Here is an 18,809-nt window from a genome sequence, read left to right as displayed (position 1 = left end):
ACGTAGTAGATGAAACCAACCAGTCGGTTCTGTATCGTATCCATCACCAGCACCTCGCATCTGGCTCATCGTCGCCATCCGGCGCTCGGAGCCCGCCAGGTTCGCGACCGCAGAAGAGGGGACGGGGGCTGTGGAAGGTGTAAGCGACAAGAACGTTCCTGAGCACATCTGGGGGGACGTGGCGGATGACTTCGTCACGGACTTCTCCCGCCGGATGCTGGCCTCGCTGAAGCGCCGTGACCAGCGCGCCCGGGGCGAGTGGTACATCTCCGGGCTGCTCTCGGTGCAGGGCCGCAAGTCGATGCGGGCCCTGGCGGCGGTGGCCGGCTACGGCGCCGCCGAGCAGAGCCTGCACCACTTCATCAGCGACTCGTCCTGGCGCTGGGGTCCGGTCCGGCAGGCGCTGGGCAAGCACTTGGACCGAGTGCTGCTGCCGCAGGCCTGGGTGCTCAACTCGATGGCGATCCCGAAGGCCGGCGAGCACTCGGTCGGCGTTGAGGAGTCCTTCCGGACCGAGCTCGGCCGGGTGGTCAACAGCCAGCAGGCGTACGGAGTCTGGCTCGCCAGCGAGGACATGAGCGCGCCGGTGAACTGGGGGCTGGTGCTCCCGGCGGACTGGCTGGCCAACGAGGAGCGCCGCAAGCGCGCCAAGATCCCGGACGAAGTCTCGGCTACCACACCGGAGTTGTGTGCGGTCAACAGTGTGGTCGAGCTGGCCGCGCCGGACTGGGGGCTGCGCCGTCGGCCGGCCGTGCTGGACGCCCGCGAGCTCGACGCGGCCGTCCTGGTCGAGGAGTTCTGCCGACGCGGCGTCCCGTTCGTGATGCGGGTGAGCGGCTCGACCAGGCTGGTCGGCTTCGACGGCAGTCTGCCGGGGAGGGGTGAACGGGTCTTCCAGGCACAGCAGTTGATCGAATGGGCGAAACGGTTCTCCCGTCCGGTCGGCTGGGTGGACCCGGAGTACTCGATCACCAGGTCGATACTCGTGAGCGGTACCAGGGTCACCATGCCGACGATCCGGCGGCCCGGCACGGTGGTCCAGCCGGAGCGGGCGCTGGCCCTGGTCGGCGGCTGGTCGGGCGCCAAGGGAAAGCCCGCCGAACTCTGGCTGTCCAACCTGGTGGACGTACCGCCGGTGGCCCTGCTCCGGCTGGGGCGGCTCACCCGGCGGGTGGCCAAGGACTTCGCCGAGGTCAGCGGGCGGGTCGGGATGCGGGACTTCGAGGGCCGCTCCTACGCCGGCTGGCACCGGCACGCCACACTCTGCTCGGTGGCCCACGCGATCTCGGTGCTCTCGTCCGCGCGACGGCAGGGTTTCGACAAGTCCCAGGAGCTCTCGGCCTGATGGCGACCGGGGGTGGCAGGTGTGCGGGGCGGCGGCCCGGACGGGGAGAACCGGTCCGGCTGCCGCGGCGTACGCCGGTCGGTGCGGCAGCCCCGTCAGTCCGCCCGGTGGAGCAGCTCGGTCTGTGCGGCGCGCCGCATCGTCTGGATCGGGATGTCGCTCCGGCCGGTCATCAACTCGAGCTGCCTGGCGGCCTGGTGGACCGCGAAGGACAGGCCGTCGACCACCGTGGAGCCCGCGAAACCGGCCGCCTTCACCAGCCGGGTCGGCCAGGCCGAGCTGACCACGTCGAAGACCGCCGCGCGGGAGTGCATCACGGCCGCGGCGAAGGTGTCGGCGGCCCCGGCCGGCAGGGTGGAGATCACCAGTCCGGCACCGGGCAGCAGCTCGTCGAGCTGTCCGAAGGTGTGCACGTCCACCGCGATGCCGAGCCGCCCGGCCGCCGCCGTGGCCTCGGCCGCGCGGCTGCGCTCCCGGACCACCACCGCGGGCTCCAGCACGCCGAGTTCGCGCAGCGCGGCCAGCGCCGAGCAGGCGGTCGAGCCGCCGCCGAGCACGACCGCGGTGCCGGGTGAGCTGACCCCGGCCTCGTGCAGCGCGGTGAGCATCCCGTACACGTCGGTGTTGTCGCCGTGGCTGCGGCCGCGCCGGTAGACCACGGTGTTCGCGCCGCCGACGTCCAGGGCCAGGTCACTGACCTCGTCGATCAGCGGCAGCACCGCGCGCTTCAGCGGCATGCAGAGCGAGAGCCCGGCCAGGCCGGCGGTCGACTGCGCCAGTAGCCCGGGAAGCCCGGTCTCGTCGCACTCGATGGCCTGGTAGTTCCAGTCCAGACCCATCGCGGCGAGTGCCGCGCGGTGCAGGACGGGTGTGAGCGACTGGCCGACCGGGGAGCCGAGTACCGCCGCGCGACGGGCCGTCTGGCGAGGCGGCACGCCGGTCTCCAGCACGGGTGGCTGTTCGGTGCGCATCGGTGGTGCTCCTTCCGCCAGGGGAACGCCCGCCCGGATCGTTGAGTTCCGATTGTCGTCCCCGTTGCCCCCCACCATAGGTACTCGGTACCCGGAGTGGTTGGCCGGGTTGACACAGAGTCACCTTCGCGGACGACCTGACACAGTCCTCCGGCTACTCCGTCGAAAACGCCGGATCCGGCCGGTCGAGCCGAGGTGATCTTCACCGGTCACCGGGGGGGCTTTTCACATCTTCGGCACACGGTCGATCGCGGTGTGACCGCCGGGACGGGCCCGATGTGGAGGGTTCGTGTCAGCGCCCTGAACCTTCGTCAATTCGTCGACAGTGCAAGGTGATGAAGTCGACGGGCCCCGATTGCCGCTGGTTCGGGGCCTGCGGGAGAGTCGAGGGGACGGGGTGACCGCAGGGATCCCGAATCTGACGAATTCCGAATGGGAGCAGCGACCGTGACCAACGTCGCCATCATCTACTACTCGTCCACCGGCCACGTGCACAAGCTGGCGGAGGAGGCCGCGGTGGCCGCCGAGAAGGCGGGCGCCGAGGTCAGGCTGCGCAAGGTCGCCGAGCTGGCTCCCGCCGCCGTGGTCGCCACCAAGCAGGAGTGGGCCGACCACGTCGAGGCCACCAAGGACGTCGCCGAGGTCTCCCTCGACGACCTGGAGTGGGCCGACGTCATCCTGTTCGGCACCCCGACCCGGTTCGGCCTGCCGGCCGCCCAGCTCAAGCAGTTCATCGACACCACCGGTGGCCTGTGGTTCCAGGGCAAGCTGGTGAACAAGGTGGTCTCCTCGTTCACCTCCACCTCCACCCTGCACGGTGGCCAGGAGAGCACCCTGCTCGCGCTGAACAACACCTTCTACCACTGGGGCGCCATCATCGTGGCCCCCGGCTACTCGGACGGCATCCAGTTCGCGCCGAGCAACGGCAACCCGTACGGCACCAGCCACGTCTCCAACAACCTGGTCGGCGCCCCGAACGACGAGAACCTCGAGGCGATCGCGTACCAGACCCGCCGCGCGGTGCAGATCGCCACGGCGCTGAAGGTCGGCCTGGCCGCCGCCGCCTGACGGTCGGTCATGGCGAACTGTGCTGACGCTCCGTCATAAACGGCGCAGGGGATTCCGAGTTCCTTCCGGAATCCCCTGCGCCGTTTCCCGTCCCGGCAGCTGACGAAGTAGCCGAACCATTGTTGCCGCAACTGTCGTATTCATTCAGAGTTCTGCACAGAGAGCACGGCTCGGTAATTCCGGTGGGAGGATCGACAGATGTCAGCGGTGACCATCGCCTGGACCGTACCGGTCAATTCCGGGGCGACTCCGGAGTACGAACAGCTCGATGCCCGAGGGCTCTGGCGGCAGTTGCTGGCGAAGGCGGAGAATCCCGTTCCGTATCTCCCCGCGATCACCGAGTGCACGGTGCTCGACCGGTTCTCCGGCGGGTTCACCCGCAGCATCGTGCGGGACGGCCGGACGGTGTTCCAGCGGGTCGAGGTCGAGCCGGGCGAGTCGGTGCTCTACCGGCAGCCGGGGGACCCGGAGATCAAGGCGATCGGCAACCGGATCGACCGGACCGAGGACGGCGCCCTGGCGCTCACCATCTCGGTCGAGCTGGCCCCGGCCGGTATCGAGCGGGCGGTCCGGGAGAGCAGGTTCCTGGAGGCCGCGGACGCCTACTTCACCGACGCGCTGCGGGCCGTGATCGACGAGATCCGGGCGGCCCGCCCGGTCCTTGACGGTCCGTCCGCCGGGCTGACCAACGCGGCCTGAACCGCCCTGCCCATCCCCCACAGGAGGAACCTGATGACCGCACGATTCGACGGCAAGGTCGCCCTGGTCACCGGCGGCGGCTCCGGTATCGGCCGGGCCACCGCGCTGGCCTTCGCCCGTGAGGGGGCCACCGTCATGGTGGCCGGCCGGGAGCCGCACGAGCTGCGGGAGACCGTGGCGCTGATCGAGAAGGAGGGCGGCACCGCCGACTGCGCCCGGGCCGACGTCACGCACGGCATGGACGTCATCAAGCTGATCCGCTCCACGGTCGAGCGGCACGGCGGTCTGCACGTCGCCTTCAACAACGCCGGTGTGATGGGACAGGCCAGCCCGCTGGCCGAGGTCTGCGAGGCGGTCTGGGGCGACATCCTGGCCACCAACCTGACCGGGGCCTGGCTGCTGATGAAGCACGAGATCGCGCACATGAAGGCGAACGGCGGCGGCGTCATCATCAACACTGCGGCCAACATCAGCATCCACGGCCGGGTGCCCGGCTTCGGTGCCTTCGCGGCCTCCAAGGCCGCACTCTCCACGCTGACCCGCACCGCCGCCCGGGAGTACATCACGCACGGCATCCGGATCAACGCGATCAGCCCCGGCACCGTCGACACCGACCAGGACCGGCGCTCCGACGAGAGCGAGCAGCAGCGCGCCGAGCGGGTCAGGGCCGGCGTGCCGCTCGGCCGGGTCGCCAGGACCGAGGAGATCGCCGACACGGTGCTCTGGCTGGCCAGCCAGGAGGCCCGCTTCGTGGTCGGCCACGACCTGGTGCTGGACGGCGGTGCCACCGCCTGATGGTCGGGATTCTGCGCGAGCTCTCCGGGGAGGGCGTCTCCCTGTGGCTGGACGGCCTCGGCCGCGACCGGCTGGCGGACGGCGGGCTGACCCGGCTGGTCCGTGACCGGTGCGTGGTGGGGGTCACCGGTGCGCTGGGGGACGACGACACGTACCGCGAGCAGCTGGTCGAGCTGGCCGCCCGGGGGGCCACAGCCGCCATCGCGCTGCGCGAGCTGACGGTCAGTGACCTGCGCTGGGCCTGCGAGGTGCTGGAGCCGGTGTACCTGCGGACGGCCGGTCTGGACGGACTGGTCTCGGCCCGGATCGACCCCTCGTTCGTCGAGGGCACCTGCCTCACGCTGGCCGAGGCCCGCTCGCTGCACCTGGCGGTGGACCGGCCGAACCTGCTGATGGAGATCCCGGCCACGCCCGAGGCGCTGCCCGCGATCACCCGCTGCCTGGGCGAGGGGATCGGTGTGCACGTCTCGCTGGTACTCACCGAGGAGCGCTACCGCCAGGTGCTGGAGGCCTTCCTGTCCGGTCTCGAACTGGCCGTCGCGAACGGCCTGGACGTCTCCCGGATCAACTCGGTGGCCGGGTTGCCGGTCGGCCTGCTGGACACCGTGCTGGACCGCGAACTGGACCTGATCGGCAGCCCGGAGGCCCGGGCGTTCCGCGGCCAGGGCGGGATCGCGCTGGCCCGGCTGGTCTACCGGCGGTACGAGCGCGAGCTCGGCTCGGCCCGCTGGAACGGGCTGGCCGCTCGCGGGGCCCGGCCGCAGCGACTGCTCTGGGACGCCACCGAGGTGATGGACCGTCGGTACCGGGACACCCGGTACGCCGAGGAGCTGGTGGCACCGAACTCGGTCACCCTGCTCTCCGAACAGACCCTGACCGCCCTCGCCGAGCACGGCAGACCCGCCTCGGCGGACCGGTTCGCCGGCGGGTACGCGGACGCCGAGCAGGTGCTCGGCTACCTGGACCGGTTCGGCGTCGACCTGCCGAAGCTGCTGGCCGCCGCCGAACACGAGGCGCTGGCCGACCTGCGGCTGGCCAGGGCGGAGCTGCTGGAGCGGGTACTGGCCCGGCTGGCCGAGTTCGGCACCGCGGCCTGAGATTTCGTCCGATCCGCCCGACCCCTGTCTGCTCCGCCCGATCCGCTCAGACCCGACGAAAGGCAGGACAGCTCCGATGGCGAAGATCCTGATGGCCGGCGGCGGTATCGGCGGCCTGGCGACGGCGCTCGGCGTGGCCCGGCAGGGCCACCGGGTGGTGGTGCTGGAGAGCCGTGACACCTTCACCGAGCTCGGCGCCGGTATCCAGCTCGGCCCGAACGCGTTCCACGCCCTCGACCGGCTCGGCGTCGGCGCCGAGGTCCGGGACCGCGCCGTGTACATCGACGAGCTGCGCTTCATGGACGGCACCACCGGGGAGCTGGTGGTGCGGATGCCGCTGACCGCCGGGTACCGGGAGCGGTTCGGCAACCCGTACGCGGTGGTGCACCGGATCGACGTGTACGCCCCGCTGCTGGCGGCGGCCCGGGCGGCGGCGGGCATCGAGCTCCGTACCGGCGCGGCCGTGCGGAGCTACCGGCAGACCCGGGACGGCGTCACCGTCCTGCTGGCCGACGGTGAGCAGGTGCGCGGCGACGCGCTGATCGGCGCCGACGGCATCAACTCCGCGGTGCGCAGGCAGCTGGTCGGCGACGGCGCCCCGCAGGTCTCGGGACACACCATCTACCGCTCCGTCATCCCGATGGAGAAGGTGCCGGCCGAGCTGCGCTGGAACACCGTCACGCTGTGGGCGGGGCCGAAGTGGCACTTCGTGCACTACCCCATCGGCCGCGGTGAGTACCTCAACCTGGCGGCGACCCGGGACGACGGCGCCCGGCACGCGATGGCCGCCGTCCCGACCGGGCGGGACTTCGTGCTGAACGCGTTCCCCGGGCTGGGCGAGATCCCGCGGCGGCTGCTGGAGCTGGGGGAGGAGTGGCGGTCCTGGGTGCTCTGCGACCGCGACCCGGTGGACCGGTGGACCGACGGCAGGGTGGTGCTGGTCGGCGACGCCGCGCACCCGATGCTGCAGTACGCGGCCCAGGGCGCCTGTCAGGCGCTGGAGGACGCGGTGGTGCTGGGCGAGTTGATCGGCACCGAGGCCGGGGAGTTCGAGCAGCGCTTCGAGAAGTTCGCCGGCGAGCGGCGCGAGCGCACCGCCGCCACCCAGCTGGTCGCCCGGGAGCTGGGCCGCCGCCTCTACCACCCGGCCGGCGAGCGGGCCCGGGCACGCAACACGATGCTGGCCGCACTCTCCCCCGAGGAGCTGTACCGGAAGGTCGAGTGGCTGCACGGCGCCCGGGTCGGCGAAGGCCGGGTCACCGACCCGCCGCTGACCGGCCGTCGGACGATCACCGTCCGCTGAGCCGGCGGGCCGGACCCCACGCCCCCTGGGGTCTGGCCCGCTATTCTTTCCGAACTGACAGGATTTCTGTCATTCAAATCACTGTCCTATGCATTCGTCCCATGGCCGAACACGCCGACCGGAATGGCCGGTTCGTGTGCCATGAGGGGCGTGCGACCAGTGAGTGCGCCGGGGTGGCGCGAGGACGGTCGACAATCCTGCCCGCGCGCCGGGTCGATGACCGCACCGCGCTGCCGCCATTCGATGGGAGCCACAGGTGAGCGCCGGTGTGTCTGCCCACGAACCGGCTGTTCCCGGACTATGCGGATCGCAGGTCACGTCACGCTAACGGGCGAAAAGGGGAGCCGGTACTGGCGCTTTGTCGATTTGTTGCGGAAACCTGTTCCTCGGCGTCGCAGCCCGCAGTTGTTCGTCTGGCCACGAGCTCCTGCAAGCAGTAAGCGCAGTACCGGAAGTGAAGTACCGCAGCAGCTATCTGGAGGCTTTACATGGCTCGCACTCGCACCACCCGACTGGTCGGCCTGCTGGCCGCCGCCCCGCTCGCAGCCGCTCTGCTGCTCGTGGGCGCCGGCGCCGCCTCGGCCGACAACGGAGCCCTGGCGGGTGACGGTTCCAACAGCAGCGTGGTGTCCAACGTCGGCAGCGGGAACATCTTCGGCACCGTCACCGGCAACTACAACCAGACCCAGCAGGTGGCCACCGGCTCCGGCGCGTCGAACCAGAACAACAACCTGCAGGTCAAGGACAACACCGGGTTCATCTTCAGCGACCAGGGCAACCGGGACTTCAACTTCGTCTTCGCGCCGGTCTTCCACTGAGTGGTCCCGCACCGTCCGGCGGGGGCGCCGGACAGCGGGAGCGGGCCAGGGTGAGCTGAGCACCCGGCCGCACGACCGACCGAGCCGTATGGGGTGGAGAGGGTCACTCACTCCCGGTTCAGCGCGTACATCTCTGTGGGCGGTGCCGTTCGTCGGCACCGCCCACGGGCATGTCCTCCGGTAGCGGGTCGCGTCGTCGGCCTGGGCCCGGCTCAGCGCCGGCCGGTGAGGGTGGCTCCCAGGCTGGCCAGTACCACGCAGGCGATACCGGCCAGTTGGGCCGGCCCGAGCAGCTGGTGCAGCACCAGCAGACCGATCAGCGCGCTCACCGCGGGCTCCAGGCTGACCAGCACACTGAACACCCGCTGCGGCAGCCGCCGCAGCGCGGTCATCTCCAGCACGTACGGGATCACCGGCAGCAGCAGTGCCACCCCGGCCACCCCGAGCAGCAGCGTGACCGGTGACCGGGTGGCGGCCAGCCCGTGCCAGGCCTCGACCGCCCCGAACGGCGCGACCAGCACCGCGCTGACGGACAGTGAGACCGCGAGTCCCTGAAAGCCCTGGAAGGTGGCGCCGACCCTGTCGGTCAGCAGGATGTACCCGGCGAAGCAGGCGGCCGCCCCGAAAGCGCAGGCCAGTCCGACCGGGTCCAGGCCGCCGCCGCTCCCGTGGCCGCCCTCGCCCAGCAGCGTGAGCAGCGCGACCCCGCCGCCCGCGAGCAGCGCCCAGAGCAGATGGGTCAGCCGACGGGACAGTGCCAGAGCCACGCCGAGCGGGCCGAGGAACTCGATGGTCGCGGCGGTGCCCATCGGCAGCCGGTCCACCGCCCCGGCGAACAGCAGGGTCATCCCGGAGGAGGCCAGCCCGAGCAGCGCCGTCGAGCCGAGCTCCCGCGCGCCGCGCCCGCGCAGCTGGGGCCTGGTCAGCGCCAGCAGGACGGCCGCCGCGAAGGTCAGCCGGAGGAAGGTCGCGCCGCCGACCCCGAGCTGTCCGAACAGCGGCTTGGACAGCGCGATGCCGAGCTGCACGGCGAACATCGCCACCACGCAGAGCACCGGCGCCGGGACCCGGGCGAACCATCGGGGACCGGCGGGGTGGTCGGTGAGGTGGCCGGCTGGCAGTGCGGTGGCGGCATGGTCGGCCGAGCCGGAGGACAGGTCGAGGCTGGACATGCGGATCAGTCTCGCGTAAGGACCGTAATCCCGGCAAGCACATGACTTTGCGGGTGCGGACGGGTGAATTCACCGGCCGGACCTCGCATTTGTCTGACGATTGGTCAGTATCGAGAGGTGACGCGCTTTCTGGGCCCCGCTGCCCTCACTGCGGCCTCCCTCGTCCTGCTGCTCGCCACCGACGGGCTGCCGGACGGCAGCACCGCGTCGGCGGCGGAGCCGGTGGCGGTCGCCGCCCCGGCTCCGGTCGTGCTCCGGGCCACCGTGCTCGCCGACCGTCCCGGGACCAGGGCGCAGTCGGCCCGGCGGCTGTTCGCCGGACCCGGCTTCGACGTCTGCACCGCCCCGTCGCTGGAGACCATGACGGCCTGGAAGCAGAGCTCCCCCTACGGCGCGGTCGGCATCTACGTCAGCGGTGGCCAGCGCGGCTGCTCACAGCCCCGGCTGACCGCCGACTGGGTCCGAAAGGTCCGGGCGATGGGCTGGCAGCTGATGCCCACTCACGTCGGCCTGCAGGCGCCGTGCAGCAGGCTCGGCAACAAGCCCAAGCGGATCGACCCGGCCACCGCCGTCCAGCAGGGCCAGGCCGAGGCGGCCGAGGCCGCCGCCGCCCTGCGCACCCTGGGCCTGGGCCAGGGCAGCCCGGTCTACCTGGACATCGAGTCCTACCCGCGCGGCGACCAGTCCTGCGCCCAGAGCGTGATCGACTTCACCGTCGGCTGGACCCGGAAGCTGCACCTGGAGGGCTTCCGCTCGGGCTTCTACTCCAGCGCGGACTCCGGCGTCTCCGACCTGGCCGCCGCCGCCCGCGCGGGCAGCGCCCCGCTCCCCGACGCGGTCTGGTACGCCCGCTGGGACGGCCGGGCGGACACCGCGGGAGCCGGCGGTCTCGACCCGGACCAGTGGTCCGACCGCCAGCGCATCCACCAGTACCAGGGCAACGTCCAGGAGACCTGGGGCGGCGCCACCCTCAGCATCGACCGGAACCAGCTGGACGGACCGGTCGCGACCTGAGGCCGGGCCGACTGTGCCCGAGCTGCGGGGGAGGCGTGACTTTCGCCGCTGACAGTCCGGTGCCTTGACGACAGAATCGGGGCCGAGCAGCATCGCACTACTCGCCAGTAGAAGTAGTGGCGCGCTGCCCCGCCCGCCCGGTCAAGGAGGACCCGCGTGTTCAGCACGATGCAGGACGTACCGCTCACCGTCGCCCGGATTCTGACGCATGGCTCGACCCTGCACGGCAACTCCACCGTCACCACCTGGGACGGCACCGGTCCGGTGGTCCGCACGTACGCCGAGATCGGGGCGCGGGCCGGGCAGTTGGCGCACGCGCTGCGGGACGAGCTCGGGGTGACCGAGGGGACCACGACGGCGACGTTGATGTGGAACAACGCCGAGCACCTGGAGGCGTACCTCGCCGTCCCGTCCATGGGCGCGGTGCTGCACACCCTCAACCTGCGGCTGCCCGGGCACCAGTTGGCGTTCATCATCAACCACGCCGCCGACCACGTGATCCTGGTCGACGGCAGTGTGCTGCCGCTGCTCGCCGCGGTGCTGCCGCAGCTCAACCCGACGCTCAAGCACATCGTGGTGAACGGTCCCGGCGACCGCTCGCTGCTGGACGGCTTCACCGGCCGGGTGCACGACTACGAGGCACTGATCGCGGACCGGCCCACCGACTACCCGTGGCTGACCGAGATCGACGAGCGCAGGGCCGCCTCGCTCTGCTACACCTCCGGCACGACCGGCGACCCCAAGGGCGTTGCGTACAGCCACCGTTCGGTCTACCTGCACTGCATGCAGATCAACTCGGCCGACACCTTCGCCCTGACGGTCCGTGACATCGCGCTGCCGGTGGTCCCGATGTTCCACGTGAACGCCTGGGGCATGCCGTACGCCGCCTTCATGTCGGGCGCCGACCTGCTGATGCCGGACCGCTTCCTCCAGCCCAAGCCGCTGGCCGAGATGATCGACCGGGTGAAGCCCACCGTGGGCGCCGCCGTGCCGACCATCTGGAACGGCCTGCTGGACGAGCTGGACACGGGCTCCTACGACACCTCCTCGCTCCGGATGGTGGTGATCGGGGGTTCGGCCTGTCCGCCCGCCCTGATGCGCGGCTTCGAGGAGCGGCACGGCATCCGGGTGGTGCACGCCTGGGGTATGACCGAGACCTCGCCGCTCGGCACCTTCGCCCAGCCGCCGGCCGGTCTGACGCCGGAACAGGAGTGGCCCTACCGGGTCAGCCAGGGCCTGTTCCCCGCCTCGGTGGAGGCCCGGCTGATCGGGCCCGGCGGCGAGCGGATGCCGCACGACGGCGTTGCGGCAGGCGAGTTGGAGGTGCGCGGGCCGTGGATCGCCGGTGCCTACTTCGCCGGTGCGGGCCAGGAGCCCGAGCGGCCCGAGGACAAGTTCAGCCCGGACGGCTGGCTGCGCACCGGTGACGTCGGCACCATCACCCCCGACGGCTACCTGACGCTGACCGACCGGGCCAAGGACGTGATCAAGTCCGGCGGCGAGTGGATCTCCTCGGTCGAGCTGGAGAACCAGCTGATGGCCCATCCCGAGGTGGCCGAGGCCGCGGTGGTGGCGGTGCCCGACGAGCGGTGGGGTGAACGTCCGCTGGCCACCGTGGTCCTGCGGCCCGGCGCGACCGTCGGCCTCCCCGAGCTGCGGGCCTTCCTCGCCGAGCGGGTCGCCTCCTGGCAGCTGCCCGAGCGCTGGTCGATCGTCGAGTCCGTCCCGAAGACCTCGGTCGGCAAGTTCGACAAGAAGGTCATCCGGGCCCAGTACGCGGCCGACGACCTGGACGTGACGCTCCTCGGCAAGTGACCGGCCGGTCGGTGCTCACCACCGACCGGCGGCCAGCGCGCCGGCCAGGTCGAGATCGTCCGTGCGCACCTGCGGGGCGGTCCCGGCCGTCGACCTGAGCGCGACCGCCGCGCCGTACCCGGCCGGCACCGGCACCCCGGCCAGGCCCCAGCCCGCCGGCCCCGCGGGCGTGGGGCCGGCCCAGGAGCCGGACTCCTGGCCGAAGCCCACGTGGTGTTCGGCCAGGCCGTCGGCCAGGCCGATGCCGGTGCCCTTGAGGTGGGCCTCCTTGCGGACCCAGCAGGCCAGCAGCGCGTCCGCCCACTGCGGTTCCGGCAGCCGGGCCAGTGCGGCCCGCTCGGCCGGGTGCAGCTGCGCCGCGATGTCCGGGCCGTCGGAGCCGGTGAAGACGGCGCGCCGCTCGACGTCCACCCCGACCGGCCGGTCGGCCAGCGCGATCAGCGCCAGCCCGTCGGTGTGGCTGAGCGAGAACTCCGGCGCCCGCTCGGCGACGGCCACCGGACGGCCGTGCGGCCCGCCGCAGCCCGGGCAGTCGGCCCGGCCGTACTCCACCCGGTGGGCGGGCCGGCCCAGGGCCTGCGCCAGCACCACCCGGAGCGCCACGTGGGCGACCAGGTAGAGCTCCCGGTCGGCGGCCCGGACGAAGGTCGCGGCCCGCCGGGTCTCCTCCCGGTCCAGCACCCACCGGGCCTCGGTGGCCGCCGCAGCGCTGAGTGCGGTGACCTCGACCCGCCAGACCCTGGCCTGGCCCGCGCCCCCGCTCATCGGGCCAACACGGGCCGTACCGAGCGCAGTCGGTGCACCAGTCGGGTCAGTTCGGCCGGATCGGGGCAGTCCAGCAGGGCCCAGCCGAGCCGGTCGGCGGAGGACCGGGGCGGTCCGACCGGTGTACCCGGCCGGGCGTCCACACCGCTGCGGACGACGCCGGGCCAGGCCGCCCACTCGGTCTCGCCGGCCGACTCCAGCACGCCGGGCCGGTCGGCGACCAGGAAGCAGCTGCCCGAGTACCTCGGCTCCAGCTCCGGGGCCGGCCGGAAGGCGCTGCCCACCGCGAGGTTGAGCACCTCACCGAACAGGTCCACGCCGTAGGCGATCGACATCGCGTCCATGCAGTGGTCGCCCGGCGCCCGGACCGCCACCTCCATGATCACCAGATCGTCGCCCCGGGTGCGGAACTCCACGAACATGATCCCGGTGCGCATCCGGATCGCGTCCGCGACGGCCTGGCCCAGCGCGTCGGCGGCCCGGCCGAGGCCGGGGTCGACCCGCTCGTGCCCGGAGAAGTGCGCGAGCTCCACGAAGTCCGGTGCGCCGGTGGTGAGTTTGCGGGTCAGGCTGCCGAAGCAGACCCGGCCGTCGGCCACCAGGCCCTCCCAGGAGTACTCCTGACCCTCGATGTACTCCTCCACCAGCAGCTGCCCCTCCGCCTCCCGGCGGCGCACCGCGTCGGACCACTCAGCGGGGCTGCCGATCCGCTCCACGCCGTCGCTGCCGGCCCGGTTCAGCGGCTTGACCACCACGGGCAGCCGAGCTGACGCCCAGTCGGTCGCGGCGGACAACCGGGGCACCTTGAGGTGCTCCGGCTGCGCCAGCCCGGCGGCGGCGAACCGGAAGCGCTGCTGGGCCTTGTCCCGGGAGACCGCCGCCGCGTCGAGCCCCGGGCCCGGCAGACGGTGCTGCTCCTGGGCCATCGCCCCGGCGAGCACGTGGATCTCCGAGGAGGCGAGCGCACCGTCCGGCCGCAGCCGCCGGACCAGCGCGTCGGTGGGCCGGATCCAGCCGTCGTCGCGCCCGGCGAAGGCCGGGTCGACCTCGGCCGTGTCCACCACGCAGTCGTACCGCCCGCGCAGCGCGGCGGCCCGGTCGGCGGTCTCCACCAGACCGACCCGCAGCCCGAGCCGCTCGGCGGCCCTGAGGTACCCCTCGGCCATCGGCGCCGCTCCGATCAGCACCACGGTCGCGCTCATCGCTGCCCCCGCTCGGCGAGTTCGAGGGCGAGGGCCCGGCGGTCGGTCTTGCCGTTGGGGTTGAGCGGGAAGGCGTCCAGGCGGGTGAAGCCGCGCGGCACCATGTAGCCGGGCAGCCGCCCGCCGAGCGCGCCGCGCAGGGCCACCGGGTCCTGGCCGGGCCCGGTGTAGCACGCCTCCAGCGCCACCTCGCCGGAGGCGTCGGGCAGGGCGAGCACCACGGCCTCCCCGATGCCGGGCAGCGCGCGCAGCGCGGCCTCGACCTCGCCCAGCTCGATCCGGTGGCCCCGGACCTTGACCTGCTGGTCGAGCCGGCCGAGGTGGACCAGGGCGTCGCCGACCCGGGACACCCGGTCCCCGGTGCGGTAGTAGAGCTCGGGACCTGGCGGACCGTCAGCATCGTGCACCACGGCCCGGCCGTCGGCGAAGGACAGGAACCGTCCGCTGTTGTCGGCCGGCCGGAGGTAGCCGGGAAAGCGCTGCGAACCGCGCACGCACAGCTCGCCCTCGTCGGCCGGTCTGCCGTCCTCGTCGAGCACCAGGAAGTCCAGGTGCGGGTAGGGCGTCCCGATCGGGACCGTCCCGTTCGCCGAGCTCGGCCAGTCCTCGGGCCGGGTGGGCAGCCGGTACTGGGTGCAGGCGACCGTCACCTCGGTCGGGCCGTACAGGTTCTCCAGCACGCTCTGCGGCGCGGCCGCCCGCCAGATCCGGATCTGTTCCAGCGTCAGCTGCTCGCCGCCGAACAGGCTCCAGCGCAGGCTGGGCATGCCGGCCGGGGTCAGGTCCCGCAGCCGTTCGGCGTAGGTGATGACCGAGGGCACCGAGAACCAGTGGGTGATCTGGCGGCGCTCGATGAAGCGGGCCGGGCGGACCAGCTCGTTCCGGGTGGGGACCACCAGGGTCGCGCCGGAGCCCCAGGCCGAGAACATGTCCCAGACCGTCGGGTCGAAGGTCAGGTCGAAGGTCTGCGACAGCCGGCACCCCGGGCCGAGCTCGTAGCGCGCGATCGCGTAGTCGAGCAGCGCCGCGACGTTGCCGTGCTGGATCGGCACGCCCTTGGGCGTGCCGGTGGAGCCCGAGGTGAAGACGATGTACGCGATGTCGTCCGGCTCGGGCAGGTGGACGGGCACGCTCGCGGCCGCGTCGGCGGCCAGCGGCGCGTCGGCGCGCACCACCGGCACCGGCAGGTCGGCGGTGGGGGCGTCGGCGAGCACCACGTCCAGCTCGGCCAGGGCCACCGTGGTGGCCAGCCGCTCGGGGGAGAAGCCCGGGTTGAGCGGGACGGCGGCGCTGCCGAGCCGGTTGGCCGCCAGGTAGCCGGCGTACGCGGCGACGCTGCGGTTGGCCAGCACCCCGACCCGCCGGGGGCGTCGGCCGTCCAGCGCGGCCAGCAGCCGGGCCGCAGTCCGGGCGGCCTCCTCGGCGAGTTCGGTGTAGCTGAGGCGTTCCTCGCCGAGCTCGAGGGCGGCCAGCCCGGGGTGGCGGGCGGCGGTGTCGGCGAAGCGTTCGTAGAGGGTGGGCCGGTCGGCCATCTCAGAACTCCTCGACGTAGGCGTTGTAGTAGACCGGCGTGCCGAGGAAGGAGGAGGTGAAGACCCCGCCCACCTTGGACCCGCTGAGGGCCACGTGCAGGTACGAGAAGAGGGCCACCATCGGCACGTGGTCGCGCAGCAGGTGCTCGTCCAGCGCGGCCCACTCGGCCGCCGCCTCGGCGGCGGGCAGTCGGCCGATCCGCTCGATCTCGGCGTTGACCCCGGGGTCGTCCAGGTAGACGAAGTTGTCGTTGCCGGTGGGGCCGATGGTGCGGCCGTCGAACATGCCGAGCAGGGTGGACGCGCCGGGCCAGTCGGCGGCCATGCACATCAGGTAGAGGTCGTACGGGTGGCCCTGGGTCTTGAGCGTGGCGTTGTGCGAGGGGCGGTCGATCTCGACCAGCTCGGTGCGGAAACCGGCCCGGTCCAGGCTCTCGGCCAGCGCCCGGCCACCGGCCATGAAGTAGTCGCCGCTGCGGCAGAGGATGCGCAGCTCGGGGCTCCGCCCGGCGAGCAGCTCGGCGGCGGCCCGGGGGTCGCCGTGCTCGCCGGCGGGGTACGGGTCCGGGTAGTCGCGGTGGCCGATGGTGGCGGCGGGCAGCAGGGTGTGGACCAGCCGGCCCTGGGCCTCGCCCAGCATGTTCTGCCGGATGCCGCTGCGGTCCACCGCGTGGGCGATGGCCCGGCGGACGTCGAGGTCGGTGACCCGGGCGGTGTTGACCGCCAGGTACCAGACCAGCGGGGTGGCGTCGCGGCGCAGCCGGCCGGCCAGCGTGGGGTCGGCGATCAGCTCGGCGGCCACCGACTCGGGCGCGTTGTTCTCCGCCACGGCATACGCGTCGATGCCCCGGTCGGCCCGGGTGCGCCGGTTCTGCTCGCCGTGCTCGACGCCCATCTCGATCTCCACCCGGTCCGGGTGGTCGTGCCGGACGGGGTCGGTGGCGGCGTCCCAGTACGGGTTGCGGACCAGGGTGAGCCGCTTGCCGGGGACGTGCTCCGCGATCCGGTACGGGCCGCTGGCGACCGGTGCGTGGCCGTAGTCGGCCCCGGTGTCGGCGTCGGCGGGGACCGGAGCGGTGGTCGGCTGGGAGACGGCGAACGGCAGGTCGGGGTGCGGGTCGCGGAAGCGCAGCACCAGACCGTGACTGCCCGTCACCTCCAGACCGGGGACGTCCGGGCCGTCCTGGTACGGGCCGCGGTACTCGCCGTTCTCGCCGAGCCAGTTCCGCAGGTGGGTGGGGCCGTCGGAGATCTCCGGGGCGAAGGAGCGGGCGATGCCGTGGGCGACGTCCGCGGCGGTGACCTCGCGGCCGTCCTCGAACCTGACGCCCCGTCGGAGGGTGAACTCCCAGCGGCGGCCGTCACCGTCGAGGTCCCGGCCGGGCGTCTCGGCGAGGTCGCCGACCAGCACCCGGCCACCGGCGCCGTCCTCGCGGAACATCGTCAGGGTGCGGAACAGCAGGTGGCCGATGGCCAGCGACTGGAGCGTGTAGCTGCGCTGCGGGTCGAGGTGGTCGTACTCGCCGTCGCGCAGGATGTGCAGGGTGCCGCCCCGGCGGGCGCCGGGCTGGGCCGGGGCCGGGCCGCGCGAGGCGGCCGGGTCCAGGGCGATCACGTCGCCCGTGGCGGGGGGAGTCACGCGGGTACCTCCAGGGTGGGACGGGGGGCGGGCAGGAACCCGCCGCCGGCGAAGATCAGTGGCTGCTCGGCCGGGAGCAGACTGAGGGCGCGTACCTCGCCCACCACGATCGAGTGGTCACCGGCCGGGTGGATGTCCCGGACGGCGCAGTCGAACCAGCCGGCGCCGTCCAGCAGCACCGGGTTCCCGGTGACCGGTCCCGGCGCCCAGGCGTCGTCGGCGAAGGCGGCGGTGCCGCTCGGCCGGGAGGGGTCGGCGAACCGGCGGGCGGTGGCCTGCTGACCGGAGCTGAGCACGGTCACCGCGAAGCTGCCGGTGTCGAGCAGGTGCTCGCGGATCCGGGCCCGCTCGCCGATGCAGACCAGCACCAGCCGGGGGTCGAGGGAGACCGTGGCGAAGGAGTTGGCCGTCATGCCGAACGGGCCGTCGGCCGCCCGGGTGGTCACCACGGTGACCCCGGTGGCGAAGCGGCCGGCCACCTGCCGGAAGAGCTGGGTGTCGGTGCCGGTCACTGGACGGACCGCCGCAGTTCGTCCAGCGTCTCCAGGCCGGCGAGCACCGTCCGGTCCGGGATGCCGAAGTCGATCAGGCAGGCGAGCTCGTCCACCCCGGCCGCCTTGGCCCGCTCCACCACCGCGGCCGCCTGCGCCGGCGTGCCGAACAGTCCGCTGGAGGTGTAGTAGGTGTCGAAGGAACGGCGGACCAGGAAGTCGATGTCCGACTCGCGGAGCTTGTCCACGTCGAAGCCCTGCAGGATGCTGGTCGCCGACCGGGCGATCAGCCGGAACGAGCTCTTCAGGTACGCGGTGAAGGGCTCGCGGACGGTCTCCCTGACCTGGTCGGCGTCCTCGCCGAGGTAGGTGTGCAGCATCAGCGCGACGTGGCCGGGCCACCCGTCGTGGTCCGGACGGTCGGCCAGCGCCTTGCGGTAGAGCGCGATCTTCTCGGCCAGCTGGTCGAAGTCCTGGCCCAGCAGGTGGGTCAGGACACCCGCGCCGGCCTGGCCGGCCGCCTGGAAGGTCTGCGGACCGCCGGCGCTGGTCACCCAGATCGGCAGCTCGGCCTGGACCGGCGGCGGAAAGACCTTGACCTCGGTGGGCTTGCCCGCGCCGTCGGTGACGGCGAGCGGTTCGCCGCGCCACAGCGAGCGGACGGTCCGGACCGTCTCCAGCACGGCGTCCTTGCGGTCGGCGTAGCCCTCGGGACGGAGCGCGAAGTCCACCGCGTTCCAGCCGGAGGCCAGCGAGACCCCGGCCCGGCCGTTCGAGAGGTTGTCCACCACGGACCACTCCTCGGCGATCCGCACCGGGTGGTGCAGCGGGGCGACCACGCTGCCGGCCCGGACGCCGATCCGCTCGGTCACGGCGGCGACGGCCGCCGCGGTGACCGCGGGGTTGGGGTAGAGCCCGCCGAACTCGTGGAAGTGCCGCTCGGGCGTCCACACCGCGGCGAAGCCGTGGGTGTCCGCGAACCTGGCACCGTCCAACAGCAGGTCGTACCGGCCGCGCGGGCCGCCGATCGCCCCGTCGGCGAAGTAGAACAGACTGAAATCCATGGGAAGCCTCGGTGGGGTT

17 protein-coding genes are annotated in these 18,809 nt (G+C 72.6%); 9 read left to right on the top strand and 8 right to left on the bottom strand.

The window, feature by feature from the left end; translation table 11 throughout:
* The first annotated feature begins 130 nt into the window (after positions 1-130).
* Positions 131-1,345 carry a transposase gene (locus ASC99_RS20750; RefSeq protein WP_057234251.1) on the top strand — a complete coding sequence of 405 codons (1,215 nt, stop codon included), beginning with the start codon at positions 131-133 and terminating at the stop codon, positions 1,343-1,345.
* Positions 1,346-1,440: 95 nt separating this feature from the next.
* On the opposite strand, the gene ASC99_RS20745 is transcribed toward ASC99_RS20750, so the two are convergent.
* The gene (locus ASC99_RS20745; RefSeq protein WP_057234249.1) at positions 1,441-2,316 is read right to left on the bottom strand and encodes a shikimate dehydrogenase; all 876 of its coding nucleotides are present in this window, start codon (positions 2,314-2,316) and stop codon (positions 1,441-1,443) included.
* Positions 2,317-2,763: 447 nt separating this feature from the next.
* On the opposite strand from ASC99_RS20745, the gene wrbA reads away from it, so the two are divergent.
* The 6 genes from wrbA (at position 2,764) to ASC99_RS20715 (ending at position 8,096) form a co-directional block, all read left to right on the top strand.
* Positions 2,764-3,384: an NAD(P)H:quinone oxidoreductase gene (gene wrbA / locus ASC99_RS20740; RefSeq protein WP_057234247.1), complete on the top strand. Its 621-nt coding sequence runs from the start codon at positions 2,764-2,766 to the stop codon at positions 3,382-3,384.
* Positions 3,385-3,582: 198 nt separating this feature from the next.
* Entirely contained in the window at positions 3,583-4,083 is a 501-nt protein-coding gene (locus ASC99_RS20735) for an AtaL-like protein (RefSeq protein ID WP_057234245.1), read from the top strand.
* Positions 4,084-4,116: 33 nt separating this feature from the next.
* Positions 4,117-4,878 carry an SDR family NAD(P)-dependent oxidoreductase gene (locus ASC99_RS20730; protein ID WP_057234243.1) on the top strand — a complete coding sequence of 254 codons (762 nt, stop codon included), beginning with the start codon at positions 4,117-4,119 and terminating at the stop codon, positions 4,876-4,878.
* Positions 4,878-5,975 (top strand): transaldolase family protein, encoded by a 1,098-nt coding sequence (locus tag ASC99_RS20725; protein WP_057234241.1) that lies wholly within the window; start codon positions 4,878-4,880, stop codon positions 5,973-5,975. The genes ASC99_RS20730 and ASC99_RS20725 overlap by 1 nt, the downstream gene beginning before the upstream one ends.
* A gap of 76 nt (positions 5,976-6,051) precedes the next feature.
* Positions 6,052-7,278: a 3-hydroxybenzoate 6-monooxygenase gene (locus ASC99_RS20720; protein ID WP_057234238.1), complete on the top strand. Its 1,227-nt coding sequence runs from the start codon at positions 6,052-6,054 to the stop codon at positions 7,276-7,278.
* Positions 7,279-7,766: 488 nt separating this feature from the next.
* Positions 7,767-8,096 carry a hypothetical protein gene (locus ASC99_RS20715; protein ID WP_057234236.1) on the top strand — a complete coding sequence of 110 codons (330 nt, stop codon included), beginning with the start codon at positions 7,767-7,769 and terminating at the stop codon, positions 8,094-8,096.
* A gap of 212 nt (positions 8,097-8,308) precedes the next feature.
* On the opposite strand, the gene ASC99_RS20710 is transcribed toward ASC99_RS20715, so the two are convergent.
* Positions 8,309-9,268 carry a DMT family transporter gene (locus tag ASC99_RS20710; protein WP_063857137.1) on the bottom strand — a complete coding sequence of 320 codons (960 nt, stop codon included), beginning with the start codon at positions 9,266-9,268 and terminating at the stop codon, positions 8,309-8,311.
* A 117-nt stretch (positions 9,269-9,385) separates the two neighbouring features.
* Between ASC99_RS20710 and ASC99_RS20705 the strand changes: the two genes are divergently transcribed.
* A complete protein-coding gene (locus ASC99_RS20705) occupies positions 9,386-10,282 on the top strand; it encodes a DUF1906 domain-containing protein (protein ID WP_057234234.1) in 897 nt (298 codons plus the stop codon).
* A 156-nt stretch (positions 10,283-10,438) separates the two neighbouring features.
* Positions 10,439-12,097: a long-chain fatty acid--CoA ligase gene (locus ASC99_RS20700; protein ID WP_057234233.1), complete on the top strand. Its 1,659-nt coding sequence runs from the start codon at positions 10,439-10,441 to the stop codon at positions 12,095-12,097.
* A gap of 15 nt (positions 12,098-12,112) precedes the next feature.
* Here the strand turns inward: ASC99_RS20700 and ASC99_RS41950 are convergent, their stop codons facing one another.
* Genes ASC99_RS41950 through ASC99_RS20670 form a run of 6 tightly spaced genes read right to left on the bottom strand, consistent with a single transcriptional unit; the run spans position 12,113 to position 18,790 of the window.
* A complete protein-coding gene (locus tag ASC99_RS41950) occupies positions 12,113-12,862 on the bottom strand; it encodes a 4'-phosphopantetheinyl transferase superfamily protein (RefSeq protein ID WP_057234231.1) in 750 nt (249 codons plus the stop codon).
* Positions 12,859-14,064, bottom strand: a complete 1,206-nt coding sequence (locus tag ASC99_RS20690) for an ATP-grasp domain-containing protein (RefSeq protein WP_057234229.1) — start codon at positions 14,062-14,064, stop codon at positions 12,859-12,861. Before ASC99_RS20690 ends, ASC99_RS41950 begins: the two co-directional genes overlap by 4 nt.
* Positions 14,061-15,596, bottom strand: coding sequence for an amino acid adenylation domain-containing protein (locus ASC99_RS20685; RefSeq protein ID WP_057234227.1), 1,536 nt, complete (start codon positions 15,594-15,596; stop codon positions 14,061-14,063). Before ASC99_RS20685 ends, ASC99_RS20690 begins: the two co-directional genes overlap by 4 nt.
* A 1-nt stretch (position 15,597) precedes the next feature.
* Entirely contained in the window at positions 15,598-17,235 is a 1,638-nt protein-coding gene (locus tag ASC99_RS20680; RefSeq protein ID WP_057234225.1) for an ABC transporter substrate-binding protein, read from the bottom strand.
* Positions 17,232-17,747, bottom strand: coding sequence for a flavin reductase family protein (locus ASC99_RS20675; RefSeq protein ID WP_057234224.1), 516 nt, complete (start codon positions 17,745-17,747; stop codon positions 17,232-17,234). The genes ASC99_RS20680 and ASC99_RS20675 overlap by 4 nt, the downstream gene beginning before the upstream one ends.
* Positions 17,744-18,790: a MupA/Atu3671 family FMN-dependent luciferase-like monooxygenase gene (locus ASC99_RS20670; RefSeq protein WP_057234222.1), complete on the bottom strand. Its 1,047-nt coding sequence runs from the start codon at positions 18,788-18,790 to the stop codon at positions 17,744-17,746. The genes ASC99_RS20675 and ASC99_RS20670 overlap by 4 nt, the downstream gene beginning before the upstream one ends.
* Positions 18,791-18,809 lie beyond the last annotated feature (19 nt).

This window comes from Kitasatospora sp. Root107 (assembly GCF_001424875.1).
GTDB lineage: Bacteria > Actinomycetota > Actinomycetes > Streptomycetales > Streptomycetaceae > Kitasatospora.
The sequence above is the reverse complement of the archived record's forward strand: the minus strand, read 5'-3'. Positions and strand labels throughout refer to the sequence as shown.

Coding starts and splice junctions, on each gene's coding strand:
- ASC99_RS20745 (WP_057234249.1), bottom strand. CDS start 2,316: ATGCGCACCGAACAGCCACCCGTGCTGGAGACCGGCGTGCCGCCTCGC.
- ASC99_RS20735 (WP_057234245.1), top strand. CDS start 3,583: ATGTCAGCGGTGACCATCGCCTGGACCGTACCGGTCAATTCCGGGGCG.
- ASC99_RS20730 (WP_057234243.1), top strand. CDS start 4,117: ATGACCGCACGATTCGACGGCAAGGTCGCCCTGGTCACCGGCGGCGGC.
- ASC99_RS20725 (WP_057234241.1), top strand. CDS start 4,878: ATGGTCGGGATTCTGCGCGAGCTCTCCGGGGAGGGCGTCTCCCTGTGG.
- ASC99_RS20720 (WP_057234238.1), top strand. CDS start 6,052: ATGGCGAAGATCCTGATGGCCGGCGGCGGTATCGGCGGCCTGGCGACG.
- ASC99_RS20715 (WP_057234236.1), top strand. CDS start 7,767: ATGGCTCGCACTCGCACCACCCGACTGGTCGGCCTGCTGGCCGCCGCC.
- ASC99_RS20710 (WP_063857137.1), bottom strand. CDS start 9,268: ATGTCCAGCCTCGACCTGTCCTCCGGCTCGGCCGACCATGCCGCCACC.
- ASC99_RS41950 (WP_057234231.1), bottom strand. CDS start 12,862: ATGAGCGGGGGCGCGGGCCAGGCCAGGGTCTGGCGGGTCGAGGTCACC.
- ASC99_RS20690 (WP_057234229.1), bottom strand. CDS start 14,064: ATGAGCGCGACCGTGGTGCTGATCGGAGCGGCGCCGATGGCCGAGGGG.
- ASC99_RS20685 (WP_057234227.1), bottom strand. CDS start 15,596: ATGGCCGACCGGCCCACCCTCTACGAACGCTTCGCCGACACCGCCGCC.
- ASC99_RS20670 (WP_057234222.1), bottom strand. CDS start 18,790: ATGGATTTCAGTCTGTTCTACTTCGCCGACGGGGCGATCGGCGGCCCG.